The organism is Actinomycetospora aurantiaca (genome assembly GCF_037401875.1).
In the GTDB taxonomy this organism is placed as follows: Bacteria; Actinomycetota; Actinomycetes; order Mycobacteriales; family Pseudonocardiaceae; genus Actinomycetospora; species Actinomycetospora aurantiaca.
This window is the reverse complement of the sequence record NZ_JBBEGN010000009.1, coordinates 23,575-40,260: the sequence shown is the minus strand read 5'-3', so window position 1 is coordinate 40,260 and position 16,686 is coordinate 23,575. Positions and strand designations below refer to the sequence as shown.

Sequence of the window (16,686 nt, the reverse complement as noted above, 5' to 3'; positions counted from 1 at the left end):
GACATCTAACCGACGAGCTGGCCCGCCCGGTGCACCCGGTTGCGGCCGGAGTTCTTCGCCGAGTACAGCGCCCGGTCGGCCTCCGACACGAGGCCCTCGCCGTCGCCGGCGTGCTCGGGCAGGGTCGCGATCCCGAACGACGCGGTGACCAGCTGGCGGCCGCCGCGCTTGAAGTCGGTCTCCACCCGCTCGCGGAGCCGCTCCGCGAGGGCGGCGGCGTCGTCCGGGCCGCCCTGGGTGACGAGGATGGCGAACTCCTCGCCGCCGTAGCGGTAGGCCGTCTCGCCGTCGCGCATCGACGCCCGCAGGGTGCTCGCGACCTCCTGCAGCACGACGTCGCCCTGCTGGTGGCCGTAGCGGTCGTTGAGCTCCTTGAAGTGGTCCAGGTCGAGCATGATCACCGACATCGGGTGCCCGTGCCGCTTCGCGTTCGCGACGGCGGTGTCCAGGTCGGCGCCGAGCCGGCGCCGGTTCGCGAGCTGGGTGAGCGGGTCGAACTGCGAGAGCCGCTCCGTGGCGGCGTGCAGGCGGCTGGCCTCGATCGCCGAGCCGGCCAGGGTCGCGAGCATCTCGACCGCCGACAGCGACTGCCCGTCCACCTCGCCCTCGCTGCCGTCGAAGCACTCCAGGACGCCGATGACCCGGGCCCCGACGACCAGCGGGACGGCTACCGCGGCCTCGTCGTCGGTGTCCGGGTCGCCGCGGGAGATCTGCCCGTAGCGCGCCGAGCGACCGACCACGCCGACCCCGAGGCTGCACTGCCGCTCCAGGGGCGGGATGGCGCCGCGCTCGGAGTCGTAGGCCAGCTCGAGGCCGGACCCGTCGTCGTCGAGCAGCCACAGCAGCACGCGGCCGTCGGTCACGGCGACGGCAGCCTGCACGGTCGAGTCGACGACGTAGCGGGTGTTCAGCGACCCGGCGATCTCGCGGGTCATGATCAGGATCGTCCGCAGCCGGTCGGTCTGGGCCTGCAGGCGCTCGGCCTGGGCCATCGTCTCCTCGCGCTGGTGGCGCAGGGCCACCGTCATGTCCGCGAGACCGTCACGCAGGGCGACCAGCTCGGCGGAGCCGGCGACCGGTTCCGGCGGGTGCAGGCGCCCCTCGGAGATCCCGCGCACGGAGGCGAGCAGCCCGTCGACGGGCGCCACCACGTGCCGCTCCAGCCGCCGCCGGCCACGCAGCGCGACCGCGAGCGTCCCGAGGCCGACGAGCACGAGGAGGACGGCGATCCCCCACTGCATGCGCAGGGCCGACTGCTGGTTGTCCTCGATGGCGGTGAGCGTCACGGCCCGCGTGTCGTCCTTGCGGCCCTGGTAGTTGTCGAAGATCGCCTTCCCCTGCAGCAGGAACGCCTCGACGCCTCCGGGCGGCGGGACCTGCCGGGCCCGCTCGGCCCACTCGGTGCGCCAGCGCTGCTGGGCGACCACGAGCTGGAGCACGCTCTGCCGCAGCGCCGGCTCCTCGAGCATGTTGATCATCTGGCCGTTGGCCACGGCCAGCTCGGGGCTGGCCTTGGTGGCCTCGTCGGCGAAGAAGGGGTCACCCGTCGCGAGGTAGCCGCGCAACGACGAGTCCATCGCGAGCATCGCCTGGTGGGAGTCCTCCACGGCGAGCAGGCCCGCCTGGAGCCGGTCGGCCGCCGGCGCGGTGACGGCGGCGCTGTAGAGCGCGCGGAACACCACGAGCAGGACGATCACGAGCGCCGCGACGGACACGGTGACTCCGAGGCGCTGGACCTCCGTGGTCAACCTCGGTGCCCGTCTCACCGCCCACCCTCCCGGCCCGATGTCCCCCGGGGCGTCCGTCGGCCGCTCCTGACGAGCGGGCTCTCTCCTGGACATCCCCCACCGGCGGCATGACGTTAGCCGTTCGCGGGTACTGGACGCAGCTTTCGCGACGAGGTCGTGGCAAGCGCAGCAGAGATCACTGCGACCGGCCTAGCGTCTAGGGCTGATCGGAGCAGCGCCCGTCCGGGAACTCGTCAGGCCGACATCGGGCGGGAGCCGCGCCCGGAGGGCATGCGGACCACGGTCTGGTCACCCGCGTGCCGGGGGCGCGGAGCCACCGGCGCGAGCCGCCGGTGCACGAGCAGGTCGAGCTCGGAGGGGTAGGGCAGTCCGCCGGCCGGGGAGGTCTGCCACGCGGCGAGCTCGGCGACGGCGGCGCCGGTCGCCGCGCTGCGCGGGTCGTCGGCCTCGACGGCGAGGTGCAGGACGGGCACACCGACACCCAGGGCGCTGCGGACCGCGGCCAGGGCGGCCTCCGATCCCCCGCGCACGACGACGCCCGCGGGCGGCTCCCCTGCGATCAGCGCGTCGAGGCGCACGACCAGCCGCGCGGCCTCCTCGGCCCACGTCGCGCTGGGACCGTCGAGCAGGAGCAGGCGTCCGGCGGGCGCGCCGAGGTCGTCGAGCGCCGCGTCGACCTCGAGCGGGTCGGGCCCGGTGGCGACGAGGACCGGCCGCACCGGATCGGCGTCGCCGTCGTGACCCGGTCGGCCGAGTGGCGCCAGCGCGTGCGCGTCCTGGACGGAGGGCACGATCACGAGCAGGTCGGGCACGTCCACGACCGGTTCGTCGTCCGTGTGCTCACCGAGAGTCATGGGCACCTCCCCGCCGTCGGTCGTCCTGCCCACGGAGACAGCACACACCACATCGTGTCTGCACGACAGACGAGTGCTCCATGAATACCGATAGGGCGCAATCAGATCGACTCAGTGTCACCGTTTCGGCTGCAACCGACCCGAGACCGCACCGTGATGCGAGTGAGTTACATCGATGTCGTTGCGTTCCGCGTGCTCCGTTCGAGGAGCTCGGGGTGCCTGATCGTCGGTGTGCGCGGTCGGTGTATCGTGATGAGCGCAGCAGGCGAGTGTAGTTCAATGGTAGAACATCAGCTTCCCAAGCTGAGAACGCGGGTTCGATTCCCGTCACTCGCTCCAGGTAGGTATCCGCAGGTCAGCGGCCCGCTCGTCGGCATCCGACGGCGGGCCGTCGTCGTTCGTGCGAAGGTCTTCCGCTGTGAGCGCCCTGGACCCCGAACTCGCCGCCGGGATGGAGAAGCTCGCCGCGGACGGCTGGCTGCCGATCACGCGGGAGACCCCGGAGGAGGCGCGCCGCAACTACCGCGACCTGGCCCTGATCCGCCGCGGCGCCGCGGACCTCCCCGTGGCCGGCGTCCACGACGACGTCCTCACCGACCCGACGACCGACACCGACGTCGTCGTCCGTGTGTACGAGCCCGAGCACGCGAGCGGGATCACCGTCGTCTGGCTCCACGGTGGCGGCTGGGTGCTCGGCGACCTGGACACCGCCGACGCCGCGGCCCGCCGGGTCTGCCGGCACCTCGGCGCGCGGGTCGTGTCCGCCGACTACCGCCTCGCCCCCGAGCACCCGCACCCCGCGCCGCTGCAGGACGCGCACGCCGCGCTGCGGTGGGCGGCCACGCACGTCGTCGGGCGTCTGGTCGTCGGCGGCGACTCCGCCGGGGCCGGGCTCGCGGCCGGGCTCGCCCTGCTGGCGCGCGACTGGGGACCGCGCCTGGAGGCGCAGCTCCTGCTCTATCCCCCGATCGACCCAACCATGTCGTCGGAGAGCGTCGCCACCAACGCGGACGGCCCCTTCCTGACGGCGGGTGACATGCGCTGGTTCTACGCGCGCTACCTGCCCGACCCCGTCGCACACGCCGACCCGTCGGTGAACCTCGGGGAGGCGGCCCGCCTCGGCGAGCTCGCCGACCTCGCCCCGGCGGTCGTGGCCGTGGCGGAGTTCGACCCCCTGCGCGACGAGGGCCTCGCCCACGCGGCGGCGATGGCCGCGGCCGGCGTCGACGTGCGGCTCCTGCGGGGCGAGGGGCTCGTCCACGGGTACTTCGGGCTGGGCGCGGTGTCGCGAGCCGCCCGGGCCGAGGGCGACCGGGCCCTCGACGCGCTGGCCGGACTCCTGGGGCTGAACGGGACCTGAGAACCCTGGGCCGGACGCCGGGGGCACCCCGCCGGACGCGCCCGACCACGACGAGACGTCGGTTCCGCTCGCCGGGAGGTCACGGCCCGCCGTCCGTCGGCCCGCCCACCCGTCCGCCCGCTCGACGTGTGGGAGGTCGACCGCTCACCCCGGCCCGGCGGGCCGGTCGGCGCCGCTCGACCCCCTCATCGGTCGACGAGAGCCGCTCACCGGACACGTTTGTGGACACGTCCGCCGCTGAAGCGCCGCAGGAGCGCCACCCCCGCCCCGCAGGCGTCCCGATCCCCGCTATGTTCCGGCGGTCCGGATCACGACGAGGTCACGGCATCACGCCGGTGTCATCGCTCCCCAGCGGCCTCGTCGCGCGATTCCCTGCGGCGAAGGGTGACGACACGTGGCGAGACACGGGACACCTCCTCGTGGACTACGGGCTACCCGCCCCGTCCCGGGTTACACCCCCGCGTTCGCCGCTCCCGTCCCCCTGCGTCCGATGCCCTCCCGCGCGACCGTCTGGAACCCGCCGGCCGCACCGGCCCGCCCGCGCCCCGCCCGCGGCCTCTCGACCGCCACCTCCGGCAAGATCCTCGTGGCGGCCGTCGCCGCGGGCGCCGTCGTCCCGGCGGTGCAGACGCTGGACACCAGCCACACCGCGGACGCCGACCCGGGCACCACGCAGCTCGATGCCACGCAGATGGCCCTGGCCGCCCAGCACGGCCCGACCGCGCGGCCGGCCGCGAGCGCCACGACGGCCATCAGCGACGTCACCACCGTCGGCATGTCCGCCGCGGACCTCGACGCCGCCGCCAAGGCCTCCGACACCGGCGCCGACGACCTGCAGAAGGCGATCTCCGTCGCCCGGGAGAACGGGCCGGTGGAGTTCGGGCGGCCCTACTCCGCGGGGAACGAGGAGACCCTCAACGGCCAGATCTCGAAGGCCCTGGGGCTGCTGGGCCTCCCGCAGAAGCTGGCGCCGGGCGTCAAGAAGATCATCATGCGGGAGTCCACCGGCAACCCGGACGCGATCAACAACTGGGACTCCAACGCTGCCGCGGGCACCCCGTCGAAGGGCCTGATGCAGCTCATCGACACCACGTTCCGCAACGCCGTGCTGCCGTCGCTGGCCGACAAGGGCATCTACGACCCGGTCGCCAACATCACCGCGGGCATCCGCACGATGGTCGCGAACCACGGCCTGGACGCGGTGACCGACGGCGGCCTCAAGAACTCCTCGGGCAACTACATCGGATACGGCGGGGCCAAGCTCCCCAGCGACGGGCTCGGCCGGGCCGACTGAGGCTCCTGACACCGTCGGACCCGACCCGTATGTTCCCTCTGTCCGGTTGGGGCGGAGGAGGACGACATGACGACGGTGTCATCGGGCGGCTCGGCGGCCGAGGTGGACGAGGGCCCACCGGCCGCGGTCGACGACGAGGTCCTGGAGTCCGAGCGCCGGCGGTGGACGCCCCTGCGCATCGCCGTGTGGAGTGCGATCGCGCTGGTCGGTGGCCTGGGCTGGGTGATGCTGGCCCTGGTCCGCGGTGAGACCGTCAACGCGATCTGGTTCGTCTTCGCGGCCGTCGCCACGTACCTGATCGCCTACCGCTTCTACTCGGGGTACATCGAGCGCAAGCTCCTCAAGCCCGACGACCGGCGGGCCACGCCCGCGGAGCACTCCGAGAACGGGCAGGACTACCTGCCGACCGACCGCCGGGTCCTCTACGGGCACCACTTCGCCGCGATCGCCGGCGCCGGCCCGCTCGTCGGCCCGGTCCTCGCGGCGCAGATGGGCTACCTCCCGGGCACGATCTGGATCATCGTCGGCGTCGTCCTCGCCGGGGCGGTGCAGGACTACCTGGTGCTGTTCTTCTCGATGCGCCGCGGCGGCCGCTCGCTGGCCGGCATGGCGCGGGACGAGCTGGGGCGGGTCGGGGGCGCGGCCGCGGTCCTGGCCACGCTCGCGATCATGATCATCCTGATCGCGGTGCTGGCGCTGGTCGTCGTGCAGGCGCTCGGCGAGAGCCCGTGGGGCGTGTTCTCGGTGGCCATGACGATCCCGATCGCGCTGTTCATGGGCTTCTACCTGCGCTACCTGCGACCCGGCAAGGTCGGCGAGGTCTCCGTCATCGGGGTCGCCCTGCTGCTGCTGGCGATCGTGGCCGGCGGCTGGATCTCCGAGAGCGGCGCCGCCGCGTTCTTCACCTTCGACCGCACCACCCTGGCGTGGGGCGTCGTGGTCTACGGCGTGATCGCGGCGATCCTCCCGGTCTGGATGCTGCTCGCGCCGCGCGACTACCTGTCGACGTTCATGAAGATCGGCACGATCGTGCTGCTGGCCGTCGCCGTCGTCGTGGTCCGGCCCGACGTCATGGCGCCCGCGATCAGCGAGTTCGCCGGCGACCCGGCGGGTGGGCCGGTCGTCCCCGGCCCGCTCTTCCCGTTCCTGTTCGTGACGATCGCGTGCGGCGCGCTGTCCGGCTTCCACGCGTTGATCTCGTCGGGGACCACGCCGAAGCTCCTGCAGAAGGAGCGGCAGACCCGCTTCATCGGCTACGGCGGCATGCTCATGGAGTCGTTCGTCGCGATCATGGCACTGGTCGCGGCCGTCTCGATCGACCGCGGCATCTACTTCGCGATGAACTCGCCCGCGGCCATGACCGGCGGGGCGGTCGACTCGGCGGCGATGTTCGTCAACTCGCTCGGGCTGGCCGGGGTGAACGTGACCCCGGAGCTGCTCGCGGGCACCGCGCAGTCGGTCGGCGAGCAGACCGTGGTCTCGCGGACCGGTGGTGCGCCCACCCTCGCGCTCGGGCTCGCCAACATCCTGTCCGGCCTGTTCGGCGGGGCCGCGCTGATGAGCTTCTGGTACCACTTCGCGATCATGTTCGAGGCGCTGTTCATCCTCACCGCGGTGGACGCCGGGACGCGGGTGGCGCGGTTCATGCTCCAGGACGCGGTCGGGAGCTTCGTGCCGAAGTTCAAGGACATGTCGTGGCGGCCCGGGGTCTGGATCGGCACGCTGATCATGTGCGGCGCCTGGGGCGGCATCCTGATCATGGGCGTCACCGATCCACTGGGCGGGATCAACACGCTCTTCCCGCTGTTCGGGATCGCGAACCAGCTGCTGGCCGCGATCGCCCTCGCGGTGTGCCTGGCGATCGTCGCGCGCCGGGGATCGGTCGGCGCGCTGTGGATCGTCCTGGTGCCGCTCGTGGCGGTCACGGTCATCACCGTCACGGCCTCGCTCTACAAGATCTTCTCCTCGGTGCCGGCCGTGGGCTACTGGGCCCAGCACAACGCCTACCGCGACGCCCTCGCGGCGGGCCGCACCAGCATGGGGGCGGCGCGGACCCCGGAGGCGATGGAGGCCGTCGTCCGGAACACCTTCATCCAGGGGACGCTGTCGATCCTCTTCCTCGTGCTCGCCCTCGTGGTGATCGTCGCGGCGGTGCTCGCGACCCTGCGGTCGCTGCGCGAGGGCGGCCGGCCGAGCTTCGAGGACGACCCCGTGCCCTCCCGGCTCTACGCGCCGTCCGGCCTGGTGTCGCAGCCCTCGGAGAAGGAGCTCGAGGCGCGGTGGCTGGCCGAGGTGGGGCCGCCGGCCCGGAGCCACCACTGATGCGCGGCCTCGTGCGCTGGTGGCGGGGCGTGATCGGCGCCGACGCCTACGAGCGCTACCTGGAGTCGCACCACCGGCGGGGGCACACCCACGCGCCGATGGGCGAGCGCGAGTTCTGGCGGGCGAAGGTGGACGCCCAGGAGCGCAACCCGCAGGGCCGGTGCTGCTGAGCCCGGACGCAGCGATGGGCCCCTCCGGTCGAACAGTCGACCGGAGGGGCCCTTCGCTCGGACAGGGCGGGCACGGGCGTCAGCCGCCCGCCTGCGGACCCTTCTGCAGGACCGGGCGCAGGGTGTCGAGCACCGAGGCGTCGTCGATGGTCGACGGGACCATCGCGTCCTGGCCGTCCGCGATCTGGCGCATCGTCTTGCGCAGCACCTTGCCGGAGCGGGTCTTCGGCAGCGCGGGCACGACGGCGACGTTCTTGAACGACGCCACCGCGCCGACCTCGCTGCGCACCAGGGCGACGAGCTCGGGCGCGATCTCGTCCTCGCCACGGGTCACGCCCGCCTTGAGCACGACGAACCCGCGCGGCACCTGGCCCTTCATGGCGTCGTGCACGCCGATCACCGCGCACTCGGCGACGTCCGGATGGCCCGCGAGGACCTCCTCCATCGACCCCGTGGAGAGGCGGTGGCCGGCGACGTTGATGACGTCGTCGGTGCGGCCCATGACGAAGACGTAGCCGTCGTCGTCGACGAAGCCGCCGTCGCCGGTGAGGTAGTAGCCCTCGTAGCGCGACATGTACGACTCGCGGAAGCGCTCGTCGTCGTCCCAGAGCGTCTGCAGGCAGCCCGGCGGCATCGGGAGCTTGATGACGATGGCCCCCTCCTCACCGTGCGGGAGCACCGACCCGTCGACGTCGAGGACGTCCACCTGGTACCCGGGCACCGGGACCGACGGGGAGCCGGCCTTGAGTTCCATCGGCTCGAGCCCGCGCAGGTTCGCCGCGATGGGCCAGCCGGTCTCGGTCTGCCACCAGTGGTCGACGACGGGGACGCCGAGCTTCTCCGAGGCCCACGTCCAGGTCTCCGGGTCCAGGCGCTCGCCGGCGAGGAAGAGGGTCTGCAGCGAGGAGATGTCGTAGTCGCGCAGGAGCGCCGCGTCCGGGTCCTCCTTCTTGATCCCGCGGAACGCCGTGGGCGCGGTGAACAGCGCCTTGACGCCGTGGTCCTGGATGACCCGCCAGAACGCGCCCGCGTCGGGGGTGCCGATCGGCTTGCCCTCGTAGAGCACCGTCGTCGCCCCGGTCAGCAGCGGCGCGTAGACGATGTAGGAGTGGCCGACGACCCACCCGACGTCGGAGGCCGTGAACATGACCTCGCCCGGGCCGACGTCGTAGATCGCCTCCATCGACCACCGCAGGGCGACCGCGTGCCCGCCGTTGTCGCGCTGCACGCCCTTGGGCTTGCCGGTGGTGCCCGAGGTGTAGAGGACGTAGAGCGGGTCGGTGGCCGCGACGGGGACGCACTCGGCGGGCTCGGCGTCCGCCATGGCCTCCGCCCAGTCGAGGTCGCGGTCGGTCATCGTCGCCTCGTACTGCGGGCGCTGGAGCACGATCGAGCGGCCCGGGTCGTGCTCGGCGAGCTCGATGGCCTTGTCCAGCAGGGGCTTGTACTCGACGACCCGCTTGCCCTCGATGCCGCACGAGGCGGAGACGATCGCCGAGGGTCGGGCGTCGTCGATCCGGACGGCGAGCTCGCGCGCCGCGAAGCCGCCGAACACCACGCTGTGCACCGCGCCGAGCCGGGCGCAGGCCAGCATCGCGATGGCGGCCTCGGGCACCATCGGCATGTAGATGATCACCCGGTCGCCCCGCTCGACACCGGACGAGCGCAGCACACCGGCGAACCGGGCCACGAGGTCACGGAGCTCGGAGTAGGTGAACCGCTGCTGCGAGTCGGTCACCGGGGAGTCGTGGATCAGTGCGACCTGGTCGCCCCGGCCGGCGTCGACGTGGCGGTCCAGCGCGTTGTGGCAGGTGTTCAGCTCGCCGCCGACGAACCAGCGGGAGAACGGCAGCGCCGAGTCGTCGACGATCGTCTGCGGCTCGGTGGACCAGTCGATCAGCGAGGCCGCCTCGCGCCAGAAGCCGTCGGGGTCGGTCATGCTGCGTTCGTAGGCCTGCCGGTACTCGCCGCTCATGCGGCGAGGCTGCCACGACGGGTGACCCAGCGCACCCGTCCGGTCGGAGTAGGGATCCCCCAGGAGATCCCCCAGGAAGTCGATCAGCCCTTGATCCGCCGTCCGGCGGCGCGCGCGGCCCCGAGGATCTCCGCGGGGTCGACGCGCGTCGGGGTGCGGTCGGCGAGCACCGGCTCCCCCGCGACCCACACGTCCCGCACCGAGCGCGACCCCGCCGACCAGACGAGGTTGGAGACGAGCTGGGCGGCGTCGTCGGGGTCGACGAAGGCCGGGTCGTCCAGGTCGACGTGGACGACGTCGGCCCAGGCCCCGGGACGCAGCCGCCCGAGGTCGTCGCGGCCGAGGGCCTCGGCGCCGCCCGCCGTCGCGAGCAGGAGGACGTCCGCCGCGGTCAGGGCGGTCGCGTCCGCGTGGCGCTGGCGGGCGAACAGCGAGGCGAGGCGCTGCTCCTCCCAGAGGTCGAGGTCGTCGTTGGACGCCGGGGAGTCCGTGCCCAGCCCGATCCGCAGGCCCGCCGTCAGCATCTCCCCGATCCGGGCCACGCCGGCGGCGAGCTTCGCGTTGGAGCCCGGGCAGTGGGCCACGGCCACGTCGTGTCGGGCGAAGATCTCGAGGTCCTGGTCGGACATCTGGATGGAGTGCGCCGCGAGCACCCGGCCGCCCAGGCTGCCCGTCGTCTCGAGCATCGCCGGGACGGAGCCGTAGGCCGCGCGGACCTCGTCGTCCTCCCCGACCGCTTCCGCGACGTGGATGTGCAGCAGGGCGCCGCGCTCGCGGGCCGCCGCGGCCGTCGTCGCGACCGCCTCGGCCGACAGCGTGTACGCCGAGTGCGCGCCGTAGCCGAGCTCGACGCGCCCGCCCGGGCCGAACCGCAGGCCGTCGGCGTCGATCCACGCCGAGATCGCGTCCCGCATCTGCTCCCACGTGCCCAGCCGGTCCATCCCGGGCGCCGTGATGATCCCCGGCGTCATCACGACGCGGGACCCGAGCTCGAGGACCGCGTCGACGACGGTGTCGGCCCAGAAGTACATCTCGGTGGAGGTCGTGACGCCGTGGCGCAGCATCTCCGCGCCGCCCGCGAGCATGCCGACCCGGACGTCCGCCGCGTCGAGCCGCGCCTCGGCGGGCCACACCACCTCGGTCAGCCAGCGCATCAGCGGCAGGTCGCCGCCCATCCCGCGCAGCAGCGCCAGGGGGGTGTGGGCGTGCGTGTTCACCAGGCCCGGCATGAGCAGCCCGGAGCAGTGCGTGGTCGGCGCCCCGCTGGGCGGGGCGTCGGCGGCCGGCCCGACGAAGGTGATGCGCCCGTCGTCGTCGACGTCGACCACCGCGTCGCGCAGCGGGACCGGCGGCCCGTCGCAGGTCAGGACGAGCGGGGCGGCGAGTCGGCGCATGGGGCCAGTGTCGTCACCGCGCGGCGAGGGCGCAGAGACGGGTCGCGCCTACCGCTCCAGCAGCGACCGCAGCGAACGCAGCGGCTGCAGCCACGCACCGCCCGCGGGCAGGGTGTCGAGGCTGACCCGCGGGAGGGGCTCGCGGAACACGCCCTCGATCTCCTCGAGGTCGAGGAAGCCGACCACCTCGGAGGCCACCGCGAACGCGGCGTACTCGCGGAACCCGATGACGGTGACGCGGATGCCCTGCTCGACGAGGGCCTCGAGCGGCTCACGGAAGGCGCGCCCGTCGCCGGAGGCCACCACGACGTGCGCGAGGTCGCCCTCGGCGTGCCGGGCCTCGATGTGGGCGAGCATGTCGTCGTCGACGTCGGAGTCCTCGGTGGTCTTCGGCTTGGCGAAGACCGCGAACCCGACGTTGCGCAGCGCCTCGACCCAGGGACGCACGATCTCGGTGGACCCGGGGACGACGTTGGTGAACACCGTCGCCTCGGCCACGCCCTCCGGGCCGGCGAGCCCCAGCAGCCAGCGTCCGACCGCGTCGAAGCGCGGCCGGAACGCCGAGGTGGGGCGCGCGCCGAGCAGGGAGCCGAGGCTCATGTCCATGTTCGGGGCGTCCCAGACCAGCAGGGTCCGCGCGGGCGTGGGCTCGGTCTCGAGCACCCCGTTCACGTCGCCCTGGCCGCCCGCGATCGAGGCCGGATGCGCGAGATCGGCCGGGGACGGCGCGGGGGAGGGTGACACGGGCTCGACTCTAACGGCCCGCCGACGACGCGTCCGTCTCGTTCCCCCCTCGCCCCGGGGGGCGGTCACGCGGCGTCCCCCGCCCGGACCAGCAGCAGATCCCGGCTCGGCCGGCCCTCACGCTCGGCCCGGCTCTCGAACTTCGTGCGGGGCCGCCAGTCCGGGCGCGGCGCGAAGCCCCCGTGCGGGTTCTCCAGCCTCGGCTCGGCGTCGGTGACCTCGAGCATCCACTCGGCGTAGTCGGCGACGTCGGTCGCGAGGTGCAGCGTCGCGCCGGGTCGCAGCCGGGACGCCATCAGCGACACGGTCGACGGCTGGATCAGGCGGCGCTTGTGGTGGCGGCGCTTGGGCCACGGGTCGGGGTAGTAGATCCGCAGGCCGGCGAGGGAGTCCGGCGCCACGTGCTCGCGCAGCACGACGACCGCGTCCCCCCGCAGCAGGCGCAGGTTCTCCAGCTCCGCGGCCTCGATACGCATCAGCAGCTGGGCGAGCCCGGGCGGGTAGACCTCGATCGCGACGTGGTCGGTGTCCGGCTCGGCGGCCGCCAGCGCGGCCGTCGTCTCGCCCATCCCGGAGCCGATCTCGAGACGCAGCGGCGCGCTGCGGCCGAACCAGCGCGGCCCGTCGAGGTGCCCGGCGGCGTCGGTGACGTCGCCGAGCTCGGCGAGCTCCCGCCCGTACTGGGGCCAGGAGCGCTCCCACGCCCGCTGCTGGCCCGGGGTGACGCGCCCGCCGCGGTCGGCGAAGCTGACGATGCCCCGCCGCGGGTCGGTCGCGACGTCTCCTGCTGCCACGCCGTCGATCCTCACATCCCGCCCCGACGGGCGGCGCGGCCCGTCGTCAGGAGTTGCCCGGCCGGGTCTCGAGGGCCGCCGTGCCGTCGGAGGGCTGCCGTCGACCGCCGCCCCCGCCGCGCAGCGAGGCGGCCGCGCTCTGCACCCGGCGGTTGTTCCGGACGCGGGCCAGGACGAGCAGCGTGATCACGTGCAGGACGCCGAGGAAGAGCAGCACCGCCCCGGTCTTCGTGACGACGTACTGCACCGTGCCCTGGATCTCGAACGGGTCCCACGTGGACACCAGGGCGAGGAAGCCGAGCGCCACGAGGTGGAACCCGACGGACAGCAGGCGCGTCACCGAGGCGGCGGTGTCGTTGCTGCCGAAGACGTCGCGCAGGAAGCCCACGCCGGTCCGCATGAGGACCTGGCCGACGACGACCGTCGCCACGAGGCCGATCACGACGATGAGCAGGTACGTCCCGGTGCTGGCGCTGGTGGTCACGGTGACGCGCCCTTTCTTCCTCGGTCGAGGGGTGTCCTCGGCAGCGACCAGCATCCCCGCGATCCCGATCGGGCGAAACCCGACGCGCGCGTGATCTCGGGACGGATGTGGCGCGTGAGGTGTCGCGTTCCGCCCCCGCCGGCCTGCGGCGGTGCCTACCCTGCCCGCCATGGGTCGGTGGGCGCAGGACACCGCGCAGGCGTGCCGGGCGCTCGCGCCGTCGGTCGGGCTGCCGATCGCGGACGCGCTCGACGCGATCGCGGCCCGCGCGGTCGCCACGCCGGCCATCGTCGTGACGGGGCCGGTCTCGTCGGGCAAGTCGACCCTCGTCAACGCCCTGGTCGGACGGCGGGTGGCACCCACCGGCGCGGGCGAGTGCACCCGGCTGACGGCGCGCTACGTGCGCGGCCCGGTGGACCGGCTCGACGTCGTGCTCGCGGACGGGTCCCGGCGCCCGCTGCCGTTGGCCGAGGGCGGGCGGGTGCCGGCGGCGGTCGGCGACCGGCTCGGCGTCGACCCCGCCGACGTCGACCACCTGCTCGTCTCGCTCACCAGCGACGCCCTCGACGGCCTGACCGTGGTGGACACCCCGGGGGCGGGGTCCGCCCGCCGCCCGCGCGGGCCCGCCCGCGGGTCCACCGACGCCGCCGAGTCGGCGCTGGTGGTGCTGCCGCCGACTGCGCGGCCCGACGAGATCGCCGGGTTCGCCGGGGCGGCGCGGCACGGGCCGGCCGGGGTCGTGGCGGTGCTGGGCCGGGCGGACACCGTCGGGTCGGAGCCCGACGCGGCCGGGGTGGCCGAGGTGCTGTCCCGACGGCTCGGGGACCGTCTCGGACCGGTCACGCCCGTCGTCGGGCTGCTCGCCGAGACCGCGACGACCGGTGCGCTGCGGACCGCGGACCTCGCGGCGCTGCGCGTCCTCGCGGCCGACCCCGGGGTCGACGGGGCCCTGCTCGACCCGGAGCTGTTCGTCACCGCGCCCCTGTCGGCGGACCCGGCCACGCGGACGCGGCTGCTGGAGCTGCTCGACCGGCGCGGGATCGCCCTCGCCCTCGCCCTGCTGCGCGAGCGGCCGGACGCCGGGGTCGGTGACGTCTGCGCCGCGCTGCTCGCGGCGTCGGGGCTCGACCGGGTCGTCGAGCGGCTGCGCGTCGAGGTCCGCGGCCGGGCGGACCTGCTCGCCGCCCGCGCCGCGGAACGCCGGGTCGCGGCGCTCGCGGACGCCGAGCGGGCCGCGGTCCGGGCCGAGCGCCGACGGGCGCCGGGACGGGAGGCCGGCCCGGACCTGACGCGGCTGACCGACCTCGTCGAGGACCTGCGGGCCCGCCCGCTGCACCTCGACCTCGCGCTGGTCGAGGCCGCCACCCGGCACCGCAGCGGGGCACTGGCCCTCCCCGACGAGCTCGCGGGCGAGCTCGACCTCCTCGTCGCCCCCGGCCCGCTGCCCGCCCGGCTCGGCGTGCCCCCGACCGAGCTCGCCGGGCACGCGGCCCGCCGCGCGGCCGCGTGGCGCGCCGTCGCGACCTGGGGGACGCCGCCGGCGCAGGCGGACGTCGCCGACGCGGTGCACCGGGGCTGGGCCCGCGTGTGGGGGGAGCTGACGGGGTGAGCGACGCGGCGGGGCTGCCGGACGAGGTCACCGCCGCCCGGCGGGGTCTCGAGCGGGTCCTCGCCGAGCACGGTCACCCGACGGCGGGCGTCGCCGCCGGCACGGGGAAGCCGTCGGTCGCGCTCGTCGGAGCGCCGGGGCGCGGGCGCCGGGCGCTCGCCGCGGCCCTGCTCGACCTGCCCGCCGACGGCGCGCGCGACCGCGCGCGGCTGGCGGCCCCCGACCCGGACGTGCCGTGGCTGGCCGAACTGGACCTCCTGCTGCCCGCGCGGGCTCCGGACGGGGCGTGGCTCGCGGGTACGGCCTCGGCGCTCGTCGTCGTCGCCGGGGCCGGCGCGCCGCTGGACCGCGACGAGCTGGAGCACCTCGCCGACGCGGCGGGGACGGTCGACACGGTGACGTTCGCGCTGGTCGGGACGGAGGCGCACCGCGGGTGGCGGACGGTCCTCGACGCCGACCGCGAGCTCGTCGCCGAGCACGTGGCCCGGCTCGGCCGCGCGGCGTGGTTCCCGGTGTCACCGGTGCTCGCCGCCGCGGCCCGCGGGACCGGGACCGCGGGCGAGGAGCTGCGCCGGCGGGCCGGGATCGCCCCGCTGCAGCGCCACCTGCACCACCTCGTCGCCCGCCGCCGGCGCATGCTCGACGAGGCGAACGGCCTGCGCCGCGCGCTCACCGCGGTCCGCGCGCTCGGGCCCGCCCACGACCCCGACGACCTCCGGGCCCGCCGCGCCGCGCTCGAGGCCGCCCGGGCCGGGCTGCGGCGCGAGCACCACGTCCGCTGGCGGTCCGGGATCGCCGCGGCGCGGGTCGCGGTGCTCGACGACCTCGGACGGCGGGTCCGCGCGCTCGCGGCGCACCACCGCGACCGCATCGAGCGCGCGGGCCGGTCCGAGCTGGACCGCCTCGGCGCCGATCTCGCCCGCGACCTCGAGCAGGTCGCGGACGCGGTCGTGGCCGGACTCGGGGACCGGCTGCGCGCGCTCGTCGTCGGCACCCTCGCGGACCTGCTGTCCCCGGACGACCTGGCCGAGGTCCGCATCCCCGTGCCGACCCCGCGGCCCGAGCTGCCCGACGACGGCCCGCGGCCGACCGACCGGATGCTGGTGGTGGCCGGGGCGAGCAGCGGACTGGGCCTGTCGCGGCTCGCGCTGCTGCCGCTGCTCGCCGTGCCCGTGGCCCCGGTGGTCGGGGCCGCCCTGGTCCCGGTGTCGGTGGGCCTCGGGCTGGGCGCCGCGGGGTGGCTGGCCCGGGTCCGGCGGCGCGCCGCCGACCGGGCGCACGCGCGGGCGTGGCTCGCCGAGGCGCTCGGCCAGGCCCGGACCGACCTCGAGCGGGTGCTCTCCGAGGCGCTGATCGTCGCCGAGCGCGAGATCACGCTGGCCCTGGACCGGGCGCTCGACGAGCGGGCCCGGCGGCTCGACGGGGAACTCAACGCCCTGTCCCCCGGCACCGGGTCGGGTGTGCGGGCGGCCGCGGCCGTCGCCCGAGCCGAGACGGCACTCGACCGGCTCGCGGCGGCCCGGGACGACTTCCCCGGAACCGCCCCCGCGACGGCCCCGCGCGACCTACCGTCGACGACGTGATCGACGACGGCGCCGCCGAGGCCGTGTTCCCCCGCCCGCCCGGGCCCCCCGGGCTCGCGACCGGCGAGCTCCTGCCCGGCGCGCCGGAGCTCGCCGCGCCCACCGTGGACTCCGACGCCGACGGTCTCGCCGACACCACGGTCGCCCCGTGGGGCGACGCGCTGCTGCTGGCCACGGACACCGACCACGACGCGCTCGCCGACGTGGTCACCCGCATCGGGCCGGAGGGCGTCGTCACCACGCGGCACGGATCCGACGGTCCGCTCGTGGAGGAACGGCCGTGGGGCGCGCCGCCGCCCCCGGCGCCGACGGTCGACCCGCGCACCGGTGAGTGGGTGGCGGACTGAGCCGGGCG

14 protein-coding genes and 1 tRNA gene are annotated in these 16,686 nt (G+C 75.0%); 8 read left to right on the top strand and 7 right to left on the bottom strand.

Annotated features, from left to right (window positions below; translation table 11 throughout):
- Window positions 1-5: 5 nt before the first annotated feature.
- Window positions 6-1,715: a GGDEF domain-containing protein gene (locus WCD74_RS18275; RefSeq protein ID WP_337696301.1), complete on the bottom strand. Its 1,710-nt coding sequence runs from the start codon at window positions 1,713-1,715 to the stop codon at window positions 6-8.
- A gap of 266 nt (window positions 1,716-1,981) precedes the next feature.
- Complete coding sequence (locus WCD74_RS18270) at window positions 1,982-2,602, bottom strand: glycosyltransferase family protein (protein WP_337696300.1); 621 nt, start codon at window positions 2,600-2,602, stop codon at window positions 1,982-1,984.
- Window positions 2,603-2,867: 265 nt separating this feature from the next.
- Here WCD74_RS18270 and WCD74_RS18265 point away from each other — a divergent pair.
- The 5 genes from WCD74_RS18265 to WCD74_RS18245 all read left to right on the top strand — a co-directional run bounded on the left by WCD74_RS18265 (window position 2,868) and on the right by WCD74_RS18245 (window position 7,748).
- Window positions 2,868-2,941 (top strand) — tRNA-Gly (locus WCD74_RS18265).
- Between the two features lie 79 nt (window positions 2,942-3,020).
- Window positions 3,021-3,962, top strand: a complete 942-nt coding sequence (locus tag WCD74_RS18260; protein ID WP_337696299.1) for an alpha/beta hydrolase — start codon at window positions 3,021-3,023, stop codon at window positions 3,960-3,962.
- Between the two features lie 490 nt (window positions 3,963-4,452).
- Window positions 4,453-5,256 (top strand): transglycosylase SLT domain-containing protein, encoded by an 804-nt coding sequence (locus WCD74_RS18255; protein ID WP_337696298.1) that lies wholly within the window; start codon window positions 4,453-4,455, stop codon window positions 5,254-5,256.
- Window positions 5,257-5,322: 66 nt separating this feature from the next.
- On the top strand, window positions 5,323-7,578 hold the full coding sequence (locus tag WCD74_RS18250) for a carbon starvation CstA family protein (RefSeq protein WP_337696297.1): 2,256 nt from the start codon (window positions 5,323-5,325) through the stop codon (window positions 7,576-7,578).
- Window positions 7,578-7,748, top strand: coding sequence for a YbdD/YjiX family protein (locus WCD74_RS18245; RefSeq protein WP_337696296.1), 171 nt, complete (start codon window positions 7,578-7,580; stop codon window positions 7,746-7,748). Before WCD74_RS18250 ends, WCD74_RS18245 begins: the two co-directional genes overlap by 1 nt.
- Before the next feature lie 79 nt (window positions 7,749-7,827).
- Here the strand turns inward: WCD74_RS18245 and WCD74_RS18240 are convergent, their stop codons facing one another.
- The 5 genes from WCD74_RS18240 to WCD74_RS18220 all read right to left on the bottom strand — a co-directional run bounded on the left by WCD74_RS18240 (window position 7,828) and on the right by WCD74_RS18220 (window position 13,139).
- On the bottom strand, window positions 7,828-9,723 hold the full coding sequence (locus WCD74_RS18240; RefSeq protein WP_337696295.1) for a propionyl-CoA synthetase: 1,896 nt from the start codon (window positions 9,721-9,723) through the stop codon (window positions 7,828-7,830).
- A gap of 83 nt (window positions 9,724-9,806) precedes the next feature.
- Window positions 9,807-11,117, bottom strand: coding sequence for an amidohydrolase family protein (locus tag WCD74_RS18235; RefSeq protein ID WP_337696294.1), 1,311 nt, complete (start codon window positions 11,115-11,117; stop codon window positions 9,807-9,809).
- 48 nt (window positions 11,118-11,165) lie between these two features.
- Entirely contained in the window at window positions 11,166-11,861 is a 696-nt protein-coding gene (locus WCD74_RS18230) for an NYN domain-containing protein (RefSeq protein WP_337696293.1), read from the bottom strand.
- A gap of 65 nt (window positions 11,862-11,926) precedes the next feature.
- Window positions 11,927-12,655, bottom strand: coding sequence for a tRNA (guanosine(46)-N7)-methyltransferase TrmB (gene trmB / locus WCD74_RS18225; RefSeq protein WP_337696292.1), 729 nt, complete (start codon window positions 12,653-12,655; stop codon window positions 11,927-11,929).
- 46 nt (window positions 12,656-12,701) lie between these two features.
- Window positions 12,702-13,139 carry a hypothetical protein gene (locus WCD74_RS18220; RefSeq protein WP_337696291.1) on the bottom strand — a complete coding sequence of 146 codons (438 nt, stop codon included), beginning with the start codon at window positions 13,137-13,139 and terminating at the stop codon, window positions 12,702-12,704.
- A gap of 169 nt (window positions 13,140-13,308) precedes the next feature.
- Between WCD74_RS18220 and WCD74_RS18215 the strand changes: the two genes are divergently transcribed.
- From WCD74_RS18215 to WCD74_RS18205, 3 genes are read left to right on the top strand one after another with little or no spacing between them, the layout of a single operon-like run.
- Entirely contained in the window at window positions 13,309-14,748 is a 1,440-nt protein-coding gene (locus WCD74_RS18215) for a dynamin family protein (RefSeq protein WP_337696290.1), read from the top strand.
- Window positions 14,745-16,331 carry a hypothetical protein gene (locus tag WCD74_RS18210; RefSeq protein ID WP_337696289.1) on the top strand — a complete coding sequence of 529 codons (1,587 nt, stop codon included), beginning with the start codon at window positions 14,745-14,747 and terminating at the stop codon, window positions 16,329-16,331. The genes WCD74_RS18215 and WCD74_RS18210 overlap by 4 nt, the downstream gene beginning before the upstream one ends.
- Window positions 16,328-16,678 carry a DUF6802 family protein gene (locus tag WCD74_RS18205; protein ID WP_337696288.1) on the top strand — a complete coding sequence of 117 codons (351 nt, stop codon included), beginning with the start codon at window positions 16,328-16,330 and terminating at the stop codon, window positions 16,676-16,678. Before WCD74_RS18210 ends, WCD74_RS18205 begins: the two co-directional genes overlap by 4 nt.
- Window positions 16,679-16,686 lie beyond the last annotated feature (8 nt).